The sequence below is a fragment of the Kribbella sp. NPDC049174 genome (assembly GCF_043197365.1).
Classification (GTDB): domain Bacteria; phylum Actinomycetota; class Actinomycetes; order Propionibacteriales; family Kribbellaceae; genus Kribbella.
Genome location: NZ_JBICSZ010000005.1, coordinates 1 through 18,842, shown reverse-complemented (window position 1 = coordinate 18,842; position 18,842 = coordinate 1). Strand labels below are relative to the sequence as shown.

Annotated in this window: 24 protein-coding genes and 1 tRNA gene; 10 read left to right on the top strand and 15 right to left on the bottom strand. The window is 64.5% G+C overall.

Translation table 11 applies throughout. The features are described 5' to 3' along the window. The first annotated feature begins 65 nt into the window (after positions 1-65). From ACGFIF_RS25035 to ACGFIF_RS25020, 4 genes are all read left to right on the top strand, one after another. A complete protein-coding gene (locus ACGFIF_RS25035) occupies positions 66-245 on the top strand; it encodes a hypothetical protein (RefSeq protein ID WP_393157700.1) in 180 nt (59 codons plus the stop codon). Beyond that, positions 242-979 (top strand): methyltransferase domain-containing protein, encoded by a 738-nt coding sequence (locus tag ACGFIF_RS25030; RefSeq protein WP_393157698.1) that lies wholly within the window; start codon positions 242-244, stop codon positions 977-979. The genes ACGFIF_RS25035 and ACGFIF_RS25030 overlap by 4 nt, the downstream gene beginning before the upstream one ends. Before the next feature lie 308 nt (positions 980-1,287). Then, positions 1,288-2,598, top strand: a complete 1,311-nt coding sequence (locus tag ACGFIF_RS25025; RefSeq protein WP_393157697.1) for an NAD(P)/FAD-dependent oxidoreductase — start codon at positions 1,288-1,290, stop codon at positions 2,596-2,598. Between the two features lie 80 nt (positions 2,599-2,678). Continuing rightward, positions 2,679-3,047: a hypothetical protein gene (locus tag ACGFIF_RS25020; RefSeq protein ID WP_393157695.1), complete on the top strand. Its 369-nt coding sequence runs from the start codon at positions 2,679-2,681 to the stop codon at positions 3,045-3,047. A gap of 1 nt (position 3,048) precedes the next feature. On the opposite strand, the gene ACGFIF_RS25015 is transcribed toward ACGFIF_RS25020, so the two are convergent. Continuing rightward, entirely contained in the window at positions 3,049-3,714 is a 666-nt protein-coding gene (locus ACGFIF_RS25015) for a response regulator (RefSeq protein ID WP_393157694.1), read from the bottom strand. Next, the gene (locus tag ACGFIF_RS25010; protein ID WP_393157692.1) at positions 3,711-4,832 is read right to left on the bottom strand and encodes a sensor histidine kinase; all 1,122 of its coding nucleotides are present in this window, start codon (positions 4,830-4,832) and stop codon (positions 3,711-3,713) included. Before ACGFIF_RS25010 ends, ACGFIF_RS25015 begins: the two co-directional genes overlap by 4 nt. 104 nt (positions 4,833-4,936) lie before the next feature. Here ACGFIF_RS25010 and ACGFIF_RS25005 point away from each other — a divergent pair, with 104 nt between their 5' ends. The 3 genes from ACGFIF_RS25005 to ACGFIF_RS24995 all read left to right on the top strand — a co-directional run bounded on the left by ACGFIF_RS25005 (position 4,937) and on the right by ACGFIF_RS24995 (position 6,306). Further along, positions 4,937-5,443: a glycine cleavage system protein R gene (locus ACGFIF_RS25005; protein ID WP_393157691.1), complete on the top strand. Its 507-nt coding sequence runs from the start codon at positions 4,937-4,939 to the stop codon at positions 5,441-5,443. Then, on the top strand, positions 5,440-5,988 hold the full coding sequence (locus ACGFIF_RS25000; RefSeq protein WP_393157689.1) for a peptide deformylase: 549 nt from the start codon (positions 5,440-5,442) through the stop codon (positions 5,986-5,988). The genes ACGFIF_RS25005 and ACGFIF_RS25000 overlap by 4 nt, the downstream gene beginning before the upstream one ends. A gap of 237 nt (positions 5,989-6,225) precedes the next feature. Further along, a tRNA-Leu gene (locus ACGFIF_RS24995) sits at positions 6,226-6,306 on the top strand. 99 nt (positions 6,307-6,405) lie between these two features. Here the strand turns inward: ACGFIF_RS24995 and ACGFIF_RS24990 are convergent. The 12 genes from ACGFIF_RS24990 to ACGFIF_RS24935 form a co-directional block, all read right to left on the bottom strand. After that, complete coding sequence (locus ACGFIF_RS24990) at positions 6,406-7,644, bottom strand: tyrosine-type recombinase/integrase (protein WP_393157688.1); 1,239 nt, start codon at positions 7,642-7,644, stop codon at positions 6,406-6,408. A gap of 17 nt (positions 7,645-7,661) precedes the next feature. Then, on the bottom strand, positions 7,662-7,847 hold the full coding sequence (locus ACGFIF_RS24985; protein ID WP_393157686.1) for a helix-turn-helix domain-containing protein: 186 nt from the start codon (positions 7,845-7,847) through the stop codon (positions 7,662-7,664). A 31-nt stretch (positions 7,848-7,878) separates the two neighbouring features. Next, entirely contained in the window at positions 7,879-9,435 is a 1,557-nt protein-coding gene (locus ACGFIF_RS24980) for a replication initiator (protein ID WP_393157685.1), read from the bottom strand. Between the two features lie 124 nt (positions 9,436-9,559). After that, the gene (locus ACGFIF_RS24975; RefSeq protein WP_393157684.1) at positions 9,560-9,850 is read right to left on the bottom strand and encodes a hypothetical protein; all 291 of its coding nucleotides are present in this window, start codon (positions 9,848-9,850) and stop codon (positions 9,560-9,562) included. A gap of 92 nt (positions 9,851-9,942) precedes the next feature. Beyond that, on the bottom strand, positions 9,943-10,947 hold the full coding sequence (locus ACGFIF_RS24970; protein ID WP_393157683.1) for a hypothetical protein: 1,005 nt from the start codon (positions 10,945-10,947) through the stop codon (positions 9,943-9,945). Further along, positions 10,944-11,264, bottom strand: a complete 321-nt coding sequence (locus ACGFIF_RS24965) for a hypothetical protein (RefSeq protein ID WP_393157682.1) — start codon at positions 11,262-11,264, stop codon at positions 10,944-10,946. Before ACGFIF_RS24965 ends, ACGFIF_RS24970 begins: the two co-directional genes overlap by 4 nt. After that, positions 11,261-11,578 (bottom strand): hypothetical protein, encoded by a 318-nt coding sequence (locus ACGFIF_RS24960; RefSeq protein ID WP_393157681.1) that lies wholly within the window; start codon positions 11,576-11,578, stop codon positions 11,261-11,263. Before ACGFIF_RS24960 ends, ACGFIF_RS24965 begins: the two co-directional genes overlap by 4 nt. Further along, positions 11,575-11,769: a hypothetical protein gene (locus tag ACGFIF_RS24955; RefSeq protein WP_393157680.1), complete on the bottom strand. Its 195-nt coding sequence runs from the start codon at positions 11,767-11,769 to the stop codon at positions 11,575-11,577. Before ACGFIF_RS24955 ends, ACGFIF_RS24960 begins: the two co-directional genes overlap by 4 nt. Then, on the bottom strand, positions 11,766-12,608 hold the full coding sequence (locus tag ACGFIF_RS24950; protein ID WP_393157678.1) for an FtsK/SpoIIIE domain-containing protein: 843 nt from the start codon (positions 12,606-12,608) through the stop codon (positions 11,766-11,768). Before ACGFIF_RS24950 ends, ACGFIF_RS24955 begins: the two co-directional genes overlap by 4 nt. Beyond that, a complete protein-coding gene (locus ACGFIF_RS24945) occupies positions 12,601-13,266 on the bottom strand; it encodes a hypothetical protein (protein WP_393157676.1) in 666 nt (221 codons plus the stop codon). Before ACGFIF_RS24945 ends, ACGFIF_RS24950 begins: the two co-directional genes overlap by 8 nt. Positions 13,267-13,555: 289 nt before the next feature. After that, positions 13,556-13,891: a hypothetical protein gene (locus tag ACGFIF_RS24940; RefSeq protein ID WP_393157675.1), complete on the bottom strand. Its 336-nt coding sequence runs from the start codon at positions 13,889-13,891 to the stop codon at positions 13,556-13,558. Positions 13,892-13,950: 59 nt separating this feature from the next. Beyond that, positions 13,951-14,268, bottom strand: a complete 318-nt coding sequence (locus ACGFIF_RS24935; protein ID WP_393157673.1) for a hypothetical protein — start codon at positions 14,266-14,268, stop codon at positions 13,951-13,953. A 191-nt stretch (positions 14,269-14,459) separates the two neighbouring features. Here ACGFIF_RS24935 and ACGFIF_RS24930 point away from each other — a divergent pair, with 191 nt between their 5' ends. The 3 genes from ACGFIF_RS24930 (at position 14,460) to ACGFIF_RS24920 (ending at position 17,812) form a co-directional block, all read left to right on the top strand. After that, a complete protein-coding gene (locus ACGFIF_RS24930) occupies positions 14,460-15,218 on the top strand; it encodes a GntR family transcriptional regulator (protein ID WP_393157672.1) in 759 nt (252 codons plus the stop codon). 70 nt (positions 15,219-15,288) lie between these two features. Further along, entirely contained in the window at positions 15,289-15,750 is a 462-nt protein-coding gene (locus ACGFIF_RS24925) for a hypothetical protein (RefSeq protein ID WP_393157671.1), read from the top strand. Positions 15,751-17,275: 1,525 nt separating this feature from the next. Further along, positions 17,276-17,812 carry a hypothetical protein gene (locus ACGFIF_RS24920; RefSeq protein ID WP_393157670.1) on the top strand — a complete coding sequence of 179 codons (537 nt, stop codon included), beginning with the start codon at positions 17,276-17,278 and terminating at the stop codon, positions 17,810-17,812. Positions 17,813-17,858: 46 nt separating this feature from the next. On the opposite strand, the gene ACGFIF_RS24915 is transcribed toward ACGFIF_RS24920, so the two are convergent. Continuing rightward, on the bottom strand, positions 17,859-18,545 hold the full coding sequence (locus tag ACGFIF_RS24915; RefSeq protein ID WP_393157669.1) for a tyrosine-type recombinase/integrase: 687 nt from the start codon (positions 18,543-18,545) through the stop codon (positions 17,859-17,861). Positions 18,546-18,842: the final 297 nt, after the last annotated feature.

Sequence of the window (18,842 nt, the reverse complement as noted above, 5' to 3'; positions counted from 1 at the left end):
GAGGTCTATCAGCCCTGCCGAAAACCCGTGGTGGATCGCGGGCCGGGTGCGTAGTTTGGCGAGTCATGGCTGAGCCCTATCGCATCCGCCCGGCGACCGCCGAAGACGTCGGCTTCCTCGCCGACGTCTCACTGGCGACGGCCTGCTGCGGTCGGCTGCGCGTCCGCCGTACTCCCCCGGAGTACCGCTCGATCTCGGGGTCGAGGACAAACTTCGCTGGCTCGATCGGAAGGGGACTGTGGTGAACGACAATCTCTGGGGTGCGGACACCGCGCGGCGGTACGACACACCAGGTACCGGGATGTTCGCACCTGAGGTGTTGGGTCCGACGGTCGACCGGCTGGCGGCGCTGGCGGGTGAAGGCCGGGCGCTAGAGTTCGCGATCGGCACCGGGCGCGTCGCCGTACCGCTGTCTGAACGGGTCCCCGTCACCGGCATCGAACTCTCCACCGCGATGATCGACCAACTGCGCACGAAGGTCGACGAGGAGACCATCCCGGTCGTCGTCGGAGACATGGCCACCACGCACGCCCCCGGTGAGTTCAGCCTTGTCTACTTGGTCTTCAACACGATCTCCAACCTGCTGACGCAGGCCGAGCAGGTCGAGTGCTTCCGCAACGCGGCCCGCCACCTCTCGCCCGGCGGCCGCTTCGTGATCGAACTCTGGGTCCCCGAACTCCGCCGCCTCCCACCCGGCCTCCCCGCCACCGTCGGCGTCGCCGACCCCGGCTACATCCTCCTGGACACGTACGACGTCCTGAACCAGCACGTCGTCTCCCACCACTTCCACTTCGAGGAGGACGGGGGCACCCAGGCCCACCTGGCCCGCACCCCTCACCGCTACATCTGGCCCGCCGAACTCGACCTGATGGCCCAACTAGCCGGCTTCACCCTCGAATCCCGCCACGCCAACTGGTCCGAAGCCCCCTTCACCGCCGACTCCCCTTCCCACGTCTCGGTCTACCGCCTCGAGCCGTAGTCATGTGACGAGAGCACGCCGACCGGCTTCGCGATCTTGCTCGAAGTGGTGTTCGTTGCAGCGGTTCAGGTACCGCCGGTAGAAGACTTCCATCGGCCCATCCTGGCAGCCCGACGATCTTGCGGTTCTGTCTCAGGCCTCGGCGAATCGGGGCCGGGAGAGGACCATGTGTGCATGGCGGAATCCCTCTCGAGGGGGAGTGTTTCGGTGGGTGAGATCACCCGCGCGAGGGTTTGTGAAAGTTTTCACGAGTGCAGTAACCTGAAGTAGACATGAAGTCAGAGATCCACTCAGGGAGAGTGAACCGCATGACAGCCCAGGTGCCGCACATCCTCGTCGTCGGAGGCGGTTACGTCGGGATGTACACCGCGTACGGACTGCGTCGCGCGGCCAGGAAAGGCAAGATCCGGGTCACGGTGGTGGACCCGCGCTCGGTGATGACGTACCAGCCGTTCCTGCCCGAGGCGGCGGCCGGCTCGGTGGAACCGCGGCACGTGGTGGTGCCGCTGCGCAAGACCCTCAAGGGCTGCCGGGTGGTGACCGGCCGGGTCACCGGGATCGACCACGCGAACAAGGTCGCCAAGGTGATGCCCGAGGAGGGCCCGGAGTACGAACTGGCCTACGACCAGGTCGTGGTCGCGCTCGGCTCGATCGCCCGGACGCTGCCGATCCCGGGGCTGGCCGAGGAGGCGACCGGATTCAAGAACGTCGAGGAAGCGATCGCGCTGCGCAACAAGGTGCTGGACCGGCTGGACGTCGCGTCGTCGCAGCCCGACCCGGCGCTGCGCAAGTCCGCGCTGACCTTCGTCTTCGTCGGTGGTGGGTACGCCGGTGTCGAGGCGTTCGCGGAGCTGGAGGACATGGCCCGCTACGCCACCCGGTACTACGACAACATCAACCCGGACGACATGCGCTGGGTGCTGGTGGAGGCGACCGGCCGGATCCTGCCGGAGGTCGGCGAGGAGCTCGGCAAGTACACCGTCGACCAGCTGCGCAAGCGCAACATGGACATCAAGCTGGAGACCCGGCTGGAGTCCTGCGAGAAGGGTCGCGTGATCCTCAGTGACGGCGAGGAGTTCGACGCCGATACGATCGTCTGGACCGCCGGTGTGAAGGCGAACCCGGCACTTGCGGCGACCGACTTCCCGCTGGACGAGCGCGGCCGGGTCAAGTGCCTGCCGAACCTGCGGATCGAGGGTGTCACCGACGCGTGGTCGGCCGGCGACAACGCCGCCGTACCGGACCTGACCAGCGAGGAGCCCGGGGTGTACTGCGCCCCGAACGCGCAGCACGCGGTCCGTCAGGCGCGACGGCTGGCCGAGAACATCCTGCGCGTGGTCGACGGCAAGGCGCCGGAGGACTACAAGCACAAGTACGTCGGTTCGGTCGCGAGCCTTGGCCTGCACAAGGGCGTCGCCCAGCTGTACGGCGTGAAGGTCAAGGGCTGGCCGGCTTGGTTCCTGCACCGGACTTACCACGTGTCCCGTGTCCCCACCTTCAACCGCAAGGCCCGCGTCATCCTCGACTGGACCCTCGCGCTGTTCTTCCGCCGCGAGGTCACCTCACTCGGCAGTCTCCAGATGCCGAACGAGGAGTTCCGCCGCGCGACCCGCTCGTAGCGACTCAAGGCAACCGGCCGGAGAGACAGCTCGTCCGGGACGGGTACGTCGAGCCGCAGGAGACCAGTCGTGCCGGGCAGTTGCCGGAGCGGACCGTTTACGCGCTGACCGCGTCGGGTCAGGAGGTGCTGACGCGGGAGATGCGGGAGCTGGTCGCCGTACCGGCGAAGGAGTACCTGCGGTTCGAGGCCGCGATGGCGTTGATCGTCGTACTGCCGCCGGCAGAGGTCGTGACGCTGCTCGGGGAGCGGTTGCAGGCGTTGAAGGAGCTGATCGCCGAGCTCCGGGAGAAGTCGCGCGCTCGGAAAGACGTCGAGTGGATCCATCTGATCGAGTACGAGTACCGGCTCGCGCTGGCCGAGGCCGAGGAGAAGTTCGTCCGACGCTTCCGCGCGTCGGTGGAGAGCGGTGACGTCGGGGAGCTCTGGCAGCGACTGCACCCGTCCTGAGTCAGCGGGCGTCGTCGAGCAGACCGGCGTCGTGGACGAGCAGGGCGATCTGGACGCGGTTGTTCAGGTCGAGCTTGGTCAGGATGCGCGACACGTGTGTCTTCACGGTCGGGACGCTGAGGTAGAGGGTCGCGCTGATCTCGGCGTTCGACTTGCCCTCGCCGACCGCGACCGCGATCTCGCGTTCCCGGTCGTTGAGGTCGGCCAGCCGGTCGACCGCCTTGGTCTTGCGCTGGTCGTTGCCGGACGCCGCTACCCGGGTCATCAGGCGCTTCGTCACGGTTGGCGACAGGACGGGCTGCCCGGCGGCCACCCGTCGTACCGACTCGACGATCTCGCCCGGCGGGGTGTCCTTGAGCACGAACCCGGCCGCGCCGGCGCGGAGTGCCCGCAGTACGTGCTCGTCGGCGTCGAACGTGGTCAGGATGACGACCTCGGGCGCGCCCGGACGACGCCGGACCGCCTCCGTCGCGGTGAGACCGTCGGTGCCGGGCATCCGGATGTCCATCAGGACGACGTCCGGCGAGAGCCGGTCGATCAACCCTTGTACGCCGGTGCCGTCACCCGCCTCGCCGACCACCCGGATATCCGGGGCGCCGCCGAGCATCAGCTTCAGCCCGGCCCGCAGCAGCGGATCGTCATCGACGATCAGAACCCGAATGGTCATGCCGGCCACGGTAGCCAAGCGAAGAGCCGGAACTCGCCCTCGGGGGTCCGGCCGTGTTCCAGCCGACCGTCGACGAGCGCGGCGCGTTCGGACAGTCCCAGCAGGCCTTTGCCGTCTCCTCGCCGGCGATTCGGTGCGGGGTTGCGCACCTCCACCGACAACCCGTTGCCGGGGGCACCGGTCACGCTGATCCGGACCGGTTCGCCGGGGGCGTGCTTGAGGGCGTTGGTCAACCCCTCCTGCACGATCCGGTACGCCGTACGCCCGACATGCTCCGGCAACGGTCCCGGCGCGTCCAGGACCAGGTCGACCGGAAGACCGGCTTCTCTTGAGCCGTCGACGAGCACGGGCAGGTCGGCGAACGTCGGCTGCGGGAGTTCGCCGACGGGCGCCCGCAGTACGCCGATCACCTCGCGGAGATCCTGCAAGGCCTGATGGGCGCTGGCCCGGATGACCTCGGCCGCCCCGGCGACCTCCTCGGTCGACGCGTCGGGGCGGTAGGCGAGCGCGCCGGCGTGGACGCTGAGCAGCGACAGGCGATGACCGAGTACGTCGTGCATCTCGCGAGCGATCTCCTCACGGGCCCTTAGCTGCGCCTGCTCCGCCTGGAGTTTGGCCACGATCTCGGCGCGCTCGGCACGGTCGCGGAGCGTCTGGAGGAGCTGGCGGCGGGAGCGGATGTACAGACCCCACGCCATCAGGGCGATGTAGATCGCCACGGCGGCCACGACGAGGGCTTCGGTCTCCGGCTCGTGCCTGACCTGAATGTAGATCGCCAGACTGACCGCGTTGACCGCGAAGATGAACAGGGTGGTGCGCAGCCGGCAGTGGATGGCGACGGTCAGGATGAGGATGATGCCGGCCCCGCCGGCCATGTCCGAGAAAGCGCCGATCGCGGCCGAGAGCAACGCCAGCTGGACCGGCCACCAGCGCCGGAACCACAGCGTCAGGCAGAGCGCCATCCCGAAGAAGAAGTCGAAGGCGAGCAGGTCCGGGCTGACCGGGTCCGACCTGCCCTCGTCGTACAGGATGAAACCGGTGAACACCGCGACGACGAAGACGAGCGAGTCCACAATCCAGTCGCGCGTACTGCGGCGCGGTCTCCTGGACTCGGTCATGGCACGAATGTAGCGGTGTGTAAGCGTTCTCCGGGTCAGTTGGCACTGTCCGGATACCGAAGTCGTTTCTTTGGCTACTTAGGTCGGACGGTAGGTTTCCGGGCATGAGTCAGCTCGCAGTCACCGTCATCGGTCCGGACCGCCCGGGCATCATCGCGGACGTCACCGAGGCCCTGGCCGGCACCGGAGTCAACCTCGAGGACTCCACCATGACGCTGCTGCGCGGCCACTTCGCGATGATGATCGTCTGCTCCGGACCGTTCGAGGAGGTCAAGACCGCGGTCGAGCCGCTGCGCGGGGAGCTGGTGATCACGGTCCGCAAGGTCGGCCCCGAACACGAGCACGCGCCGATCGGGCCGTCGTACATCCTGAGCGTGCACGGCGCCGACCGCCCGGGGATCGTGGCCGCGGTGACCCGGATGATCGCCACGGCGGGCGGGACGATCACCGACCTGACCACCCGGCTCAGCGGGGAGCTGTACGTGCTGACCGCGGAGGTCGAGCTGCCGCTGACCGCCGAGCTCGACATGCTCAACCGCGCCCTGGAGATCACCGCCGAGGAACTCGGCGTCGGTGTCACCCTGCGCCCGGCGGAGAGCGACGAGCTGTGACCGTGATTACCGGCTGGTCCCCTGCTGACTTGGGCGTCCAAGGCGAGGTACTGGAGGTACTCCGCGCGCCGCACCCCGTCCTGGCGACCGAGGGCGCGACCGTGGATCCGCTCGACCCGACGATGATCCAATTGGCTGCCGACCTGGTCGCCACCATGCGGGTATCACCAGGTTGTGTCGGGCTGGCGGCGCCCCAGGTCGGAGTGGCGGCGCAGATGTTCTCGCTCGACGTGACCGAGCACCCGAAGACGCGCACCTGCCACGGGATCTTCGTTCTGTGCAACGCGGTCGTGGTCGAGGCGAGCCGGCAGGAGAAGGGCCGCGAAGGCTGCATGTCCGTCCCGGACTTCACCGGCGACGTCAAACGCGCCACCCGCCTGACGGTCACCGGCATCCTCCCCGGTACGACGGACCAGGTCACCATCACCACCGACGCCTTCGAAGCCCGCGCCCTCCAGCACGAGATCGACCACTGCAACGGCAAACTCTTCCTCGACCGAGTCGCCGGCGCCCACGCCATCTATCCCCGCAAGGTCTACAAGTAGTCAGCCCTCGCAGCCTGCTCCGCGCGCTCCTCCGTCACGTGCTACGCCGGCAGCCCCACCCGCCCTTCCGCGCTCGCGCCGCTCGCTGGATTTGCTCGCGTCGCTCGCGGTGCGCTCGCCCTGCTCGCTCAGTCGACTGCGGCGTGGTCGGCGTGTGCTGCGGACGTCAAAAGCCCGCCCTGCCCTCGGAACCCCCATAGGGGTCATCCAGCTTGTAAGGTCAGTGCTTGCCGCACAGCCCGGGTGGCGGAACGGCAGACGCAGCGAGCTTAAACCTCGCGGCCGAAAGGCATACGGGTTCGAATCCCGTCCCGGGCACATCCCGCTCTGACCTGCGTAGATGCTGCAACAGGTATGTAAGCCACAGCTTCGGTAGGCGCGTGATGGTTGCACTAGCGGTTGCAATAGCCCTGGTGATCACGCCCACAGGGCCTTTCCGATCTTGGCCGCCGCGTCGTCGGCGAGCTTGCTCGTGACGTGCGTGTAGCGCTTGGTTACCGCCAACGTCGAGTGCCCGAGGATCTCCTGCACGACTCGGATATCGACCCCCTGCTCCAGCAGCAACGTCGCCGCCGTATGGCGTGCGTCATGAGGGCGAGCATCCCGGAGGCCGGCCGCCTGGAGCATGGTCTTGAACTCGGCCCAGTCACGACGGGGATTGATCGGCCGCCCGGTCGGTCCGGCAAAGACCAAGTCCCAGTCTTCCCACTGATCACCGGCCGCGAGACGTTCCGCCGACTGCGCCGCCTTCTGAGCCCGCAACTGTGGGATCAACTGCTCCGGCAGTGCGCTCCATCTGGTCTTGCCGCCCTTCGGCGGCCGGAACTGCCATTCACCGCCCTGCCGCTCCGGGCAGTACCGAGCATGCTTGACACATCCAGCCTTGCAACTCTTCGTGTGCCGCGTCTTCACGCACTCTCGTGGATCAGCGCAGCCGTGCGAGAAACGCTTGCGCTTCAGTTGCCACACCTGAATACGCCGCTTTTCCAGATCGAGGTACTTCCAGCGCATACCGAGTGCCTCAGACTGCCGATACCCCAATGCGAACGCGACCGACCAGCGTGCGCCGTTCCGCATCCCGGCAGATTGCCGAAGGATCGCCTTCGCCTCTTCCTGCGCGAAAGCCTCGATCTCAACATCACGGTGCTTCGGCGCATCGATCAACGTAGCGACGTTCACGCCAATGATCTTCCGGCGAACTGCCATCTTGAGGCACCGGCTGATCTGCTGGTGGACCATGAGAACAGACTTGCTCGCCAAGCCCGCATCAGCAATCTCGATGTACAGCGCGTCGAGGTGGTCCGGCTTCAGCCGGTCAAGGCGATGCCGGCCGATTCGTGGAATGACCCAGTTCTCCAATCGTGGCCGGTAGACGGACTCGATCGTGGACTCGCTGGCGGTTCGAGGAGCGATGTCCGACAGCCATGTTCGAATCCACTCCGCGACAGTTGGAACCTTCCCGGCAACGGACACCACCCCTTCAGCACGCTGCCGCTCAAGCTCCTTGACCTTGTCGGTCACCTCTGTCTTCGTCTTACCGCGCCGATGACGCCGGTCCGGCTTACCGTTCGCCCTGACCCCGACGGTGACCCAGCCATGCCAGACTCCGTTGCCGTCCTCGTAGATCGAGGACCGGCCGTTAGCGTTGCGCGCCATTTGAATTCACCTCTCCCCTATGCCGCGGTTGATTCGAGCTTCTCGGCGTACTTGCGCAGCGCATCCACTGACACGCGGCGCGAGCGCCCGATCAGCACTGAGCTGACCTCACCCTTGGCGATCAGGTCGAACATTCGAGTCCTACCGATGCGAAGCGCAGCGGCGGCCTCCTCGACGGTCATGAAGATCTGAATCTCGGTCATGTCTGAACCTCCTTTCGTTGACGCTTACGTGTCATCCGTTGTTGCTCTCAGCAAGGATTTCCTTGATGAGGCGTCGGTGTTCGCGTGCTTTGGCGGCGGCGGTGTTGGCGAGTAGTGCGTCGCCGATGGTTCGCCAGCCGGTGTTGGCGTAGGTGAAGTTGCCGACGATGAGGGTGGTTTCGGTGTCGCCGGTGTGTTCGGCGGTGCGGTGGCGTTCGCGTCGCCAGTTCGCCCGTGCTTCGCGGAGGGCTTTGAGGGTGGTGGAGTATTGACGGCTCTTGGTGGAGAAGTGGCCGCCGAAGCCGAGCATGTGTGCCCAGCGCTGCAATCGCCGGTAGGACAGGCGTCCGGAGTTCTTGGCCGCTTCGGCGGGGTCGAGGTCGGAGCCGGGTCGTCCGAGTCGCCAGCAGGCGTCGACCAATCGGCCGGCATGCGTGTGCTGGGTGGCGTAGCGGCGGACAGTCGCGTTGGTGAGGCGTGCGGATGAGTGCCCGGTGGCCTCTGCTGCCTTGGTGGCGTACTTGGCGAGGTATCCGGCGACGGCGGTTTCGGTGATGACGCCGTCGAGGGTTTGCCGGACGGGGCGTAGGTCGAGTTGCTGACCCCACTCGATGAGCCAGCCGTTGGGCTGGTCGGGGTGGGGAAGGGAGCGGAATCGGGTGGTTGCGACGGCGCGGCGGATCGCGGCGGCGAGCAGGGCGAAGTCGGCGGTGAGGTGCGGGACGGCGACGTGGTGGGGCTCGAGGGGATCGACGCCATCGAGGCGCATGAGGGCGTGGAAGTGCGCGACTCCCCTGGCCTGCATTTCGGCGACCTTGCCGTAGGACAGTTTGACCGAGACGCCGTGTGCTTTGGCCCAGGCGCGGAGGGTGTCTTTGGCGCGTTCCATGGTGCGTCGCCACAGTTCGCCGGACAGGGCGTTCCAGACGACTTGGTGGTCGTGGTCGTAGCAGTCCAGACACAGGGGTGTGCCGAGGATCTTCTCGCCGTCGTGGTGTGTTTGGTGGCAGCGCAGGTCGACGCCGTGCGGGCAAAGATCGGGTTTGCGGCGGGGTCGGCAGGTCTGGTTGCGGAGTTGCCCGTCCTTGCCTCGGTGTTTGCGGGCGGAGTGGACCGGCCCGAAGGATGGGGCGGTGAAGGTGACGAAGGCGCACGGATGCTGAGTGACGGTGGCGGGGATGCCTTTGCCGCCTTGGAGACCGGCCAGGACGAGTTGGTAGGTGTCGCCCCGGTAGACCTCCGCACAGGACGGGCAGACGGCGGCGCGGCGGTTCCCGCAGGCTTTGTAGATGACGCCGTCTGGCATGTCGTCGGTGTGCCGGGTGGAGATGATTCGCCCGGTGCGCTCGGACACGATGTGGGATTCGCCCCGGAGTTGAATGGGGCGGACGCAGCCGCCTGCGGAGGCGGTGTGGTCGAGCCAGCCGTTGTAGTCGGCGGTGGAGGCAGCGCGTGAGATGGCCTCTTCGAGCCCTGAGGCGGCGTTGTAGCGCTTGCCAGAGTCGAGGGTAGGGCGTTGGGTCTGGATCACGATGAGCGGGTCTTGGAGGCCGCTCACGGCGTCGGTGTGGGTGTCTGTGATCGTCATGTGCGGTTCTCCTCTCGTGGCTCTGCGGGGGTGGCGCGTGGGGCGGGAGATCTTCCTGGCCGGCCAACTGCTTTCAGCGGGTCGGGTGGCGTTGACGGGACGTTTTGTAGTTGACGGTTACGTGTCAGAAGGGGGTGATCGGGGCGGGTTCGAGTTCAGGGGTGCCGAAGAGGTGGTAGCCGCAGCCGATGCAGTAGCGGCCGACGATGCGGTAGGGGTCGGGGTTGGTGGCGGGGTTGATCTGGACGACGAGGGCGTATTCGTCGCCGGGTTCGAGGACGGTGGGGCACCAGTCGTGGCCGTCGAGGTGTTCGGCGGCGACCCAGTCGCACAGGAACGTGCTGTCGGCAACTTCGCGGTGGGCGGTGATGTCGGCGTAGGCGTTGATGTCGACAGCGGTGTCGGTGTTGGTCATGGCTGGTGTCCCTTCGGTGGTTGGGTGTTCGGTGTTCGCCCTCGACCCCGGTGATTTCTCGCCGGGGACGGGAGCCAGCGTCGAACCGGTTGCTATTCGTCGGGTTCGAAGGTGGAGTCGCAGACGCCGCAGGTGATCTCCCCGAGTTCGAGGACTGCTTTGGCGACGCGGATACGGCGCGGGCATTGGCATGCGCAGGCCACCGCGTTGTTATTGGTCTTCTTGGCCTCGCCCCCGGTCATTTCGGGGTGCCGGTAGGCGATGAGCGCCTTCTTCAGCTCGGTGATGGCGCTCTTGTAGGTGGTCGCGGTCTCCTTGCGAAGCGTGCAGGGCGACCAGCCGATGCGGGGATCTTTGGTGGCGTCGAGGCCGAGCTCGGAGGCGAGCTCGGCGAACTTCTGGTTGTGCCACCGGCCTTGACGGCTGGTGTCCTTGATCTCACGCACGTTGGCCAGGGCGTGTGCTGCTTCGTGGAGCAGGGTGGTGAAGACTTCTTCGACGGGTCGTTTGAGTCCTTCGCCGGAGATGAGGACTTCGGCCAGGCGCTGTTCGCCGTGTTGCCACCGGCTAGCGGCGAAGTGCCCGTACTTGGCGTGTTTCGTGGCGGTGCCGGAGCCGACGATGATGACTACGGCGGGGACTTCTGTGTGGTTGGCGCGGATCGCTGCCCAGGAGGTTTCGAGAGCCAGGACGAGTTCCGCGGTGGTGTACTCGGTTTGACGCTTACGTGTCATCCGGGCCATGGGCGACCCGGTCCGGGTCGTCGTGGTAGCAGGTGTCTTCTTGGCCCGCTTGATGGTGACGGTGACAGCCGGATGACTGCCGCCGGTGGTGAGTTCCTTGAGTTTGTTGCGGACGGCAATGAGTGAGAGGTAGCCGGTGGCTCTGCCGCCTTGGGTGGCGCGGACGAGGTCCATGTGGTTCTGGACCGAGTCGAGCGCGGCGGTGGGTGCGCCGTTGTAGACGGCGGTGGTCTTGGACACGGTCCAGCCGGTGATGCCGGACAGTGCGGTGGTGTTGTGGTTGGTCAGGCCGGTGAGCTTGGTCGTCGTCGCAGGCTTGGCCGCGATCGGGGCAGTCATGGTGTCGGTGGTCATGAGTTGCTCCCATTGCCCGGGATGACCTGGCGTAGGTCGGAGGCGTGACGTTGGCACAGGAATGGCAGGCCTTCGTGGTTCAGGAATACCAGCCAGGTGTTGGTGTCTGACTGGCCGAGGATTCGGCCCTGGTACCAGGCCCATCCGGACTGGCAGTAGGAGGCTGGAGCGTTGCGCAAGTCCTCTTCGCCGTAGGGAGTCCAGACCAGCGTCTCGTTGGGCAGTCGCCCGTCGTTTTCGATGAACCCTCCCGACTCATCAAGGAGCGATTTCCAGGCGTCGTAGACGATGGACGGATCCTTGCGTCGTTCGGTCATGGCTGGTCCTCCGTCCAGTCGTTGGGGATGTAGACCTGCTCTTGGGTCCAGGTGTCGGTTTCTGTGGCGTGCTGGACCTGGTGGTCTTCGAGCAGTGCGCGGGCTTCGTAGAGCGCGTCGATCAGGTGACTGATCGCGGTGACGGAATCCGTGACGAGCTCGATTTCGATCGGTGCGTTGCCGAGGTCGATCACGACTCGCGGGGTTTCGCCGTTGCAGGCGAGGTTGATGCCGGCCACTGAGTGGTCGGTGAATTCGTAGCCGACGATGATGCGGTCTTCGCGTTCGCCGCCGGACGCGTCGTAGTAGGTCATGACGCCTCCTTTGTGACGCAGGCGAGTTGCCAGGAACCGTTGCGGGCTTGGCCGTTGCGCAGTGCGGACCAGCACACGCCGCAGCGGTCTGGTTGGGTGGGTGAGTAGACGAAGGCTCCGCAGTCGTGGAGCCATCCGGTGCCGCGGACACTGGTCAAGGTGTCGGCGGGCACGAGGGTGATGGTGATCATGCGGCCCTCCGGAGGTGGACGGCTCGGCGTACGAGCTTGGTGACGTGGAGGTCGGTGAGGAAGGCTGTTTTGATGCGGCGGGGGATGCCGCCTTCGGCCAGGAGGAGCCCGATGCCGATGGTGTCGGGTGAGATGTCCTTGGCGGAGTAGCCTTCTTTGGCCCAGCCGGTGCCGAGGATGATGTCGGAGCTGGACTCTGTCGTGCAGCGGAATGCGAGCCGGTAGGAGAACAGGTCGCGCAGTGAGGTCGGCACGATGTCTGCCGATGGTCGCTGGGTTGCGGCGACGACGATGATGCCTGCGGCGCGGCCGCGGGCGACGAGGTCGCGGACGAGGGTCTTGAATTCGTCTTGCTGTTCTTTGGTGCCGACGGTGACGGTGAAGAAGGCGAGTTCGTCGATGGCCAGGAGCGTGGCGCGGAACCCGTCTTTGTTGGTGACCTTCTTCCGGCCGGTTTGGGCCAGGTGCAGGTAGCGCCGGTCCATCTCGGCTTGCAGGCTCCGCAGTACACGGAGTGCCTTGTGCATGTCGTTGGCGACGAACTCTTTCGCCACTGGGGCGTACGGGAGGAGTTCGACGAGTTTGCCGTCGATCAGCACGAGATCCACGTCGGTGGACAGTGCGGCGTGGGAGACGATGTTGCCCAGGGCCACGGATTTGCCGGAGCCGGGTTCGCCTCCGAGCAGGATGTTGCGGTACATAAGCGTCACGTGGACGGGTTGGCCGCGTGTATCGAGACCCAGGTAGATCGGGTCGTAGATCGACAGTGCCCCGCGGGGGGCAGGGGTGTCCCCCGGTTTGCGCCGGGGGAACACCTGTTTCGGTGTGAAGCTAGACATAGTCGGACACGTCTTCTCCGTTGGCGCCCAAGATCACGGTCGTGTTGTCGTGCACGGCGGCGGTGGTCTTGGTTTTCGATGTCTTGGTGGTGCGGCCTTCGCTGGCGTCGGTTTTGGCCGGCGGTTGGGTGGTGGGGTCGCTGGGGGCGTTCTCCGGGGTGATGAAGGCCAGGAGAGCGTCGTCGTCGACGGCTGCTTCGGGCATGCCGCTGGTGTCGTCGAGCAGTGGCGAGGTGATGTGGGTTTTCGCCAGGGGGTCGCGGCGGTCGATGTCGACCCGGATTAGGGCGGCGTTGCGGTCGGTGCGGCCGATCTGTGCTTTGCGTGCCCAGCACGCGGACGCGATGGTTTCGGCCTTGTTTTCCAGGTCTTCGGCGGACAGGCCGGGACGCATCCACAGCCACACGGCTTCTCCGGTCTTGGTGGAGAAGCAGCCGATGATGAACGGCAGGTTCCCCGAGTAGTTCAGGGTCCGCATCTCGGTCAGGCAGGCACGGATCCGGTGCCGGGTGATCACGCACCACACGCGGTTGCGTAGGAACCGGCGTACCGGCCGGATAGCGAGTACCACGGGAACGGGTGCGACCATGAGCAGCAGAGCCGGGACCGGCTCGAATTCCAGCCCGCTCGGGCTGGTGAGGTGGTGGAAGACGATCACCAGAGCGGTGATGCAGGCGAGTTCCCAGCGCCAGCGCCAGATGGACAGGGCGATGATGACTGGCAGGGACTGGCTGGGCCGGATGATGGTCTCGACGGTGCTGGTGGCGCCGCGTCCACGGCGTACTCGACCAGCCGACCGATTGCGGGTAGATTTGGGCATGACAAGACCTCCCTCTCAGGGGGTTTGCGTCAGGAAAGACACGAAGCCAGGACGGTTTCTCAGGCCAGTGACCCGGCTCCGTGTCTCGTTTCCAGGGAGCGGCCCTTTCGAGGGCCGTTCTTGGTTTCTAGCGAATGTTCGACTGCGTTGACACGTAGGTGTCAGCCGCGGTGGCTTCACTCGAAGCCGACTTCCAGACCGCGTACGCGTAGTCGCGGGCGGCGTACAGATCGAGGCGGCGGTTCGACGCCTCGCGGTACAGGTCGATCAGTTGCCAGAACGCCTCCGAGGCGTAGACGGCGGTGGCATCGTTGCTGATCGCAACGACAGGTTCAGCCCGGTTCAGGCTGCTGGCGATGCTCTGGTCGAAGTAGACCAGCACCAGTTCGATCTCGACGATTTCGTTGCACTTGGCCACGTACTCGGCCCGTGCCTGATTCGCGGTGACGGTTCGATCATCCATCGGTTGCGACATGACTACCCCCTAGCTGAGCAGTGCACGAATCACGGGACGAGTGGAGATCAGGCCTTCGCGTTACCAGCCGGACCGAGGGTCTTGGCCCGGTACGCGACACCGTTCCGCCCATTGGTGGCCCACGGCATGGCCTCCAGCTCGACCGGCACGACGACAGCGCCAACGTTGACCTTCGGCATGGCATTGCCCGCCAGAGTCACGTTGATCACCTCGCCGCCCGTCTCGTCGAGCGCCATCACCTGAACCGACCAGAGCAGCTCGTTGGTGTTCCGGTCAGCCTTCTGCCGGCCGTTCTGGTCCTTCTTCTCCTCCACCGCCTTGGTGACCGTGAACGTCTTGCCCGTGGTGTCGATGTTCAGCTTCATGAGGAATCGCCCTCCTAGGCGTCCAGGGCAAGCACCTCCTGTGGTGCCCACCTCTACTCTGAGCAACACTTTATAATGAGTAGTACAAGCTGTCAACGTGCCCGCATCTCGACACGCAGACCCCCACACCACTGCGGACAGCGGCGTGATGGGAGACTTGTCCTAACGAGTAGGAGAGGGGAGTTGCGGCTATGAGCGGCTTTACAGGTCGTCCTGCCTACTTGCAGATCGCAGACGACATCCGCAGCCAGATCCTCGAAGGAACGCTCCAAGCTGGAGACCAACTGCCGAGCGAGCCAGGTTTGATGGCTGACTACGGCGTCTCTCGAATCGTCGTCCGACAGGCCTTAGATGTGTTGCGATCCGAAGGCCTCATCGTCAAGCAGCAAGGGCGTGGTTCGTTCGTCCGAGCACTCCAACCCCCGAAGCGTCGAGTGTTGGGCAGCCTCTATTCTGAGCGCCCGACATCGTCACCCTTCGCCGCTGCGGCATCGGCCGGCGGGCAGGTTCCGGAATGGGACTATCAGAGTCGCCGCACGACTGCGTCTAAGGCGATCGCTGATCGGCTTCAGATCGAGCAAGGCGATCCTGTGATGCGCACCAGCTATCGCTTCACGGCTGACGGCGAGCCTGTGATGCTCTCCACGTCTTTCGAGCCTCTCGCGCTGACTGGCGGCACGCCCATCGAGAACCCAGAGGGTGGCTCGATCACAGGCGTAATCCCCAGGATGGACAGCATCGGAGTGCACATCACCCACGTCGGCGAGGACGTTACGGGTCGAGCGGCCCGCCCCTACGAAGCCGAAACCTTGGTAGTGCCCTCCGGGGTGCCAGTGCTCGTCATCGAACGCACGTACTACGAACGCGACCGTCCTGTTGAGACAGCGGACATCGTCGTTTCCTCCGAGCGGTACGTGCTGTCGTACCGTCTGCCGATTCCAGAGCGGTAGCACTCCCATGAATAAGATAAAACGGGCCTCGCGGTGGATGATTCGTTCCTGGCGGTTCCCGCTGTCAGCCATGATTCTCGGAATTGCCGCGCTCTTCGTGGCCACCGCCTATACAGAGCCTAATAGGGACGATCCGTGGTACTGGACCGTCCTGATTTTCGTTGGCATTGTTCTGTTCGGCGGTGGTTTTGCGACTTTGGTCTTCTGGTTCGAAGAGCGCGATTTGAGGTTGCACCCCGATAGTCGGCAACGTCGCATAGCAGAGCTCACCTCTGCATTAAACAAATCCATGGCTACGATCAGTATGATTAAGCGAGAGATAGAAGAAGGCAACGCCATGCTTGCGGAGCTGGAAAACCGTGCCGCAGTTACTCAGCAGCTCGCGCGCCTCGAAGATCCCCAAGTAGTCGCGGTGACAGAGCAGCTGCGGGCCGAGTTGAAGTCCGAGAGTCGCCGCGGTCTAATTCGCGATCTCGTCCTGGGAGGCGTCTTCTTTGCAATGGGCGTCGCATCTACGTTGATCCTAAAATAGCCCAACGGTTGGGGCCCATCCCGTCCAAGACCCGCCAAGTAGTCGCGGGCGATGCACTCCGCCAGACCCGTCAGTAACTTTCCCTGTCAGTGATCGACTGTCGGCAGCACGTCACAGGCCGACAACCCGATCAGTCGCGACCAGGATCACCTCACCCGGGCGATCGCTGTACACATCCCGAACCTTGCCCCGATGTAGCAGCTCCACGATCACTGGTCTAGCACACTCCTCCCCCACGCAGCGGCATGCCTGAAGCGACAGTCGCCAAATCGACGCACATAGGCAGAAAGATGACAGGTGAGGCATTGAGAATGCAAAGAACATACAACCGTCGTGCGAGAGCAACTGGCTGACAAGACTGCCCGGTTGTTAACAAGAAACTTGGCGCAGAGGGGAACTATCTTGCGCGAAACGCCATCATAGGGTGCAGGGAGCTCCTAGCACGATGACACTTCAGGACGAGAGTCCTGACATGGCCGCAGCCACACGGTCGAGCGGTCTCAGAGTGACTTGCGTCCTCGACTGCTCGGATTCTCCGTCAAGTAGGAAATCTCATGTCAAACCATCTCCCGCGCTTCTTTGCCAGCGCCGCTGTCTGCATCCTGTTAGCAAGCTGCAATTACGACAATGGTCCGGGCCCCACTACTTCTCCTTCTCCTCCTCCTTCGACTGTCACTTCGCCAACCCCATGCTGTGACGAGACCTCGACACCGGTCGAAACCCAAAACAGCATAGACAGCAGCCCACAGGGGAAGTACGCCGTTCGCATCGTGCGCACCACCTATCCGAATGTGGCGTACTGCGCCCGGGACCTTCTCCCCGATGGTGAGGACTGGGGCTGCTACGACTTTGAGGAAGGCGTACGAAACAACTTGCTCAAGCAAGGGTGGATCGAAGGAACTGACGGGGTGTTCTACAACGATGTTCATCCCTGCACGAGCGGTCCGAAATGGCCTTGCCCTGGCACTTACTCATAACCGCACTCAACAACAGCAAGGCGGCCTAGGCCGTCGCCATAGGCTGGGTCGCGTCCGCTGACAAGTTTCTCTACGTCTTCAAGACGGCCCCTCCAGGGCCGAATGCGCGCCGCCACCGGAGGGGCGGGCCGCCTGCCCTCCGCTTCGCTTCGCTGCGCTCCAGGCGCGGCCCTTGGCTTGGCGCGCACGTGCCAACAGGGTGCCGGGTCGAAGACAGCAGAACTCGCCATCAACGATCGACACCCTGCCGATATGGTGCTCGCCGAAACGGCCGGCTACCGTCGCCCGCGGTTGGCGCAGACTCCCGTCTGACCGTGAGCTACCGCATCGCCCCGCTAGCAATCATGGAAGGGACGGTCCGGCCCGGCCCCGCGTCAAGGGCGCCTCCGGCGTCGCTCCGCGATCGAGCAAGCTCGACCCTGGACCCGCACCGAACCGGACCTAAGGTCGGCAGCTATCGGGGCGATGCGACAGGACTGCCCGTCTCCTTGACACGTAACCGTCAAGATGGGCTAGGCCAGGAGGATGAACCCTGGGAAGGTTCCTTCATGGATGACTTGCAGGCAGCCGCAATCGGCTTAGCTGTGGCGGTGGCTGGTGGGGTTCCCACGATATGGGCCACGCGGCGTTGGGGCACGCGCCGCGGTCGCGTACAAATTGAACTAAATACGACCTCGCTACTCTTGATGTCAGGCGCCTTCAAGTCTGATATAGAGGTCCGCGTAGGTGACCAGGCCCTCCGCAATCCGTCATTGTTTACGATAGTTATCAGAAATATCGGGCCACGTGATCTCGCGTCGAGCCAATTCGACAACGGAAAACCTATAACTGCGCGAGTTCCGGGACGTGTCGTTGCAGCACGTTGGATGAGTTCAGGCGTCAGCCCAAAAGCAGTAAGTGGCGACGAAAGTAGTGAGATCTCCTGGAGTCCAGCTTTGCTTCCGCAAAAATCACACTGGACCTTGCATGTACTAGTTGATCTATATGAGGAACGAATGGTGGAGTTTGTAACTCCATTGATCGACTTCGATATCGCATATACCAGCGGAACGACGACACTTGGACCAGGATTCATGCATGGATGAACTGGTGACTCTCCCAGACTGGCCAACGGGTCCAGTGAGGTCACCCTCAGGGACGGCTCCGGAGCGGCCTGGCTCCATGTAGCAGTCGATGGTTGCACTTGCGGTTGCAGTTCAACCCCGTACGAGGTGGTTCGGACCGTTCGTGCTGATGGCCGGCCAGTGTGGGATGGACACTGATGGACCCCAGCGGACACCGGTTGGTCGAACTTAAACCTCGCGGCCGAAAGGCATACGGGTTCGAATCCCGTCCCGGGCACACTCTGCTCTGACCTGCAGGTATCACGAACTGTGACATAAGTCGCGACTTAATCTTCGCCGCTATAGTTGCACAGCTAGTTGCAACCGCCATCACGACCACAACGCCCTCCCCATGCGGCTCGGCCGCGTCCCGAGTCAGCTTGTCCCGTACGTGCGCGTAGCGCTTTGTCACAGCAAGAGAGGCATGCCCGAGAATCTCCTGAACCACGCTGATGTCGACTCCCTGCTCCAGGAGCAACGTCGCGGCGGTGTGGCGGGCATCGTGAGGCCTCGCGTCGCGCACGCCACTGAGCGAAAGCATGACTTTGAACTCGGCCCAATCACGCCGGGGGTTGATCGGCCTGCCTCGCTGATCCGCGAATACAAGGTCCCAGTCCTCCCACGAGGCGCCGGCCGCCAGGCGCTCAGTGGCTTGAGTAACGCGGTGAGCGCGAAACTGCTCGATCAACGGAGCAGGAATGGGAACCCAACGCACCTTCTTGCCCTTTTGGCCTCCGAAAGACCCACTCGCCACCGGCCCCGCGCGTGGCAATACCTCGCATGTTTGTCACACGGGCCGGCATGCTTCGCGATGACGACTCTTCGTACACTCAACAACGTCGCCGCAGCCATGCCTCAATCTTGCGCGCTTCAATTGCCAGACCTGAACGCGACCGGCATCAAGGTCGACACACTTCTGAACCACCCCAGGTTCTCTGCCGCTCTTATACGGGTTGCTGCTCTCGGTTGAGAGCAGCGTAGTGGGCTTGCTCGAACTCCACCGGCGGCATCA

Bases quoted from the DNA above. Each gene is read 5' to 3' on its own strand.
- ACGFIF_RS25035 (WP_393157700.1), top strand. From the start codon at position 66: ATGGCTGAGCCCTATCGCATCCGCCCGGCGACCGCCGAAGACGTCGGC.
- ACGFIF_RS25025 (WP_393157697.1), top strand. From the start codon at position 1,288: ATGACAGCCCAGGTGCCGCACATCCTCGTCGTCGGAGGCGGTTACGTC.
- ACGFIF_RS25015 (WP_393157694.1), bottom strand. From the start codon at position 3,714: ATGACCATTCGGGTTCTGATCGTCGATGACGATCCGCTGCTGCGGGCC.
- ACGFIF_RS25010 (WP_393157692.1), bottom strand. From the start codon at position 4,832: ATGACCGAGTCCAGGAGACCGCGCCGCAGTACGCGCGACTGGATTGTG.
- ACGFIF_RS25005 (WP_393157691.1), top strand. From the start codon at position 4,937: ATGAGTCAGCTCGCAGTCACCGTCATCGGTCCGGACCGCCCGGGCATC.
- ACGFIF_RS24990 (WP_393157688.1), bottom strand. From the start codon at position 7,644: ATGGCGCGCAACGCTAACGGCCGGTCCTCGATCTACGAGGACGGCAAC.
- ACGFIF_RS24985 (WP_393157686.1), bottom strand. From the start codon at position 7,847: ATGACCGAGATTCAGATCTTCATGACCGTCGAGGAGGCCGCCGCTGCG.
- ACGFIF_RS24980 (WP_393157685.1), bottom strand. From the start codon at position 9,435: ATGACGATCACAGACACCCACACCGACGCCGTGAGCGGCCTCCAAGAC.
- ACGFIF_RS24975 (WP_393157684.1), bottom strand. From the start codon at position 9,850: ATGACCAACACCGACACCGCTGTCGACATCAACGCCTACGCCGACATC.
- ACGFIF_RS24970 (WP_393157683.1), bottom strand. From the start codon at position 10,947: ATGACCACCGACACCATGACTGCCCCGATCGCGGCCAAGCCTGCGACG.
- ACGFIF_RS24965 (WP_393157682.1), bottom strand. From the start codon at position 11,264: ATGACCGAACGACGCAAGGATCCGTCCATCGTCTACGACGCCTGGAAA.
- ACGFIF_RS24960 (WP_393157681.1), bottom strand. From the start codon at position 11,578: ATGACCTACTACGACGCGTCCGGCGGCGAACGCGAAGACCGCATCATC.
- ACGFIF_RS24955 (WP_393157680.1), bottom strand. From the start codon at position 11,769: ATGATCACCATCACCCTCGTGCCCGCCGACACCTTGACCAGTGTCCGC.
- ACGFIF_RS24950 (WP_393157678.1), bottom strand. From the start codon at position 12,608: ATGTCTAGCTTCACACCGAAACAGGTGTTCCCCCGGCGCAAACCGGGG.
- ACGFIF_RS24940 (WP_393157675.1), bottom strand. From the start codon at position 13,891: ATGGATGATCGAACCGTCACCGCGAATCAGGCACGGGCCGAGTACGTG.
- ACGFIF_RS24935 (WP_393157673.1), bottom strand. From the start codon at position 14,268: ATGAAGCTGAACATCGACACCACGGGCAAGACGTTCACGGTCACCAAG.
- ACGFIF_RS24930 (WP_393157672.1), top strand. From the start codon at position 14,460: ATGAGCGGCTTTACAGGTCGTCCTGCCTACTTGCAGATCGCAGACGAC.
- ACGFIF_RS24925 (WP_393157671.1), top strand. From the start codon at position 15,289: ATGATTCTCGGAATTGCCGCGCTCTTCGTGGCCACCGCCTATACAGAG.
- ACGFIF_RS24920 (WP_393157670.1), top strand. From the start codon at position 17,276: ATGGATGACTTGCAGGCAGCCGCAATCGGCTTAGCTGTGGCGGTGGCT.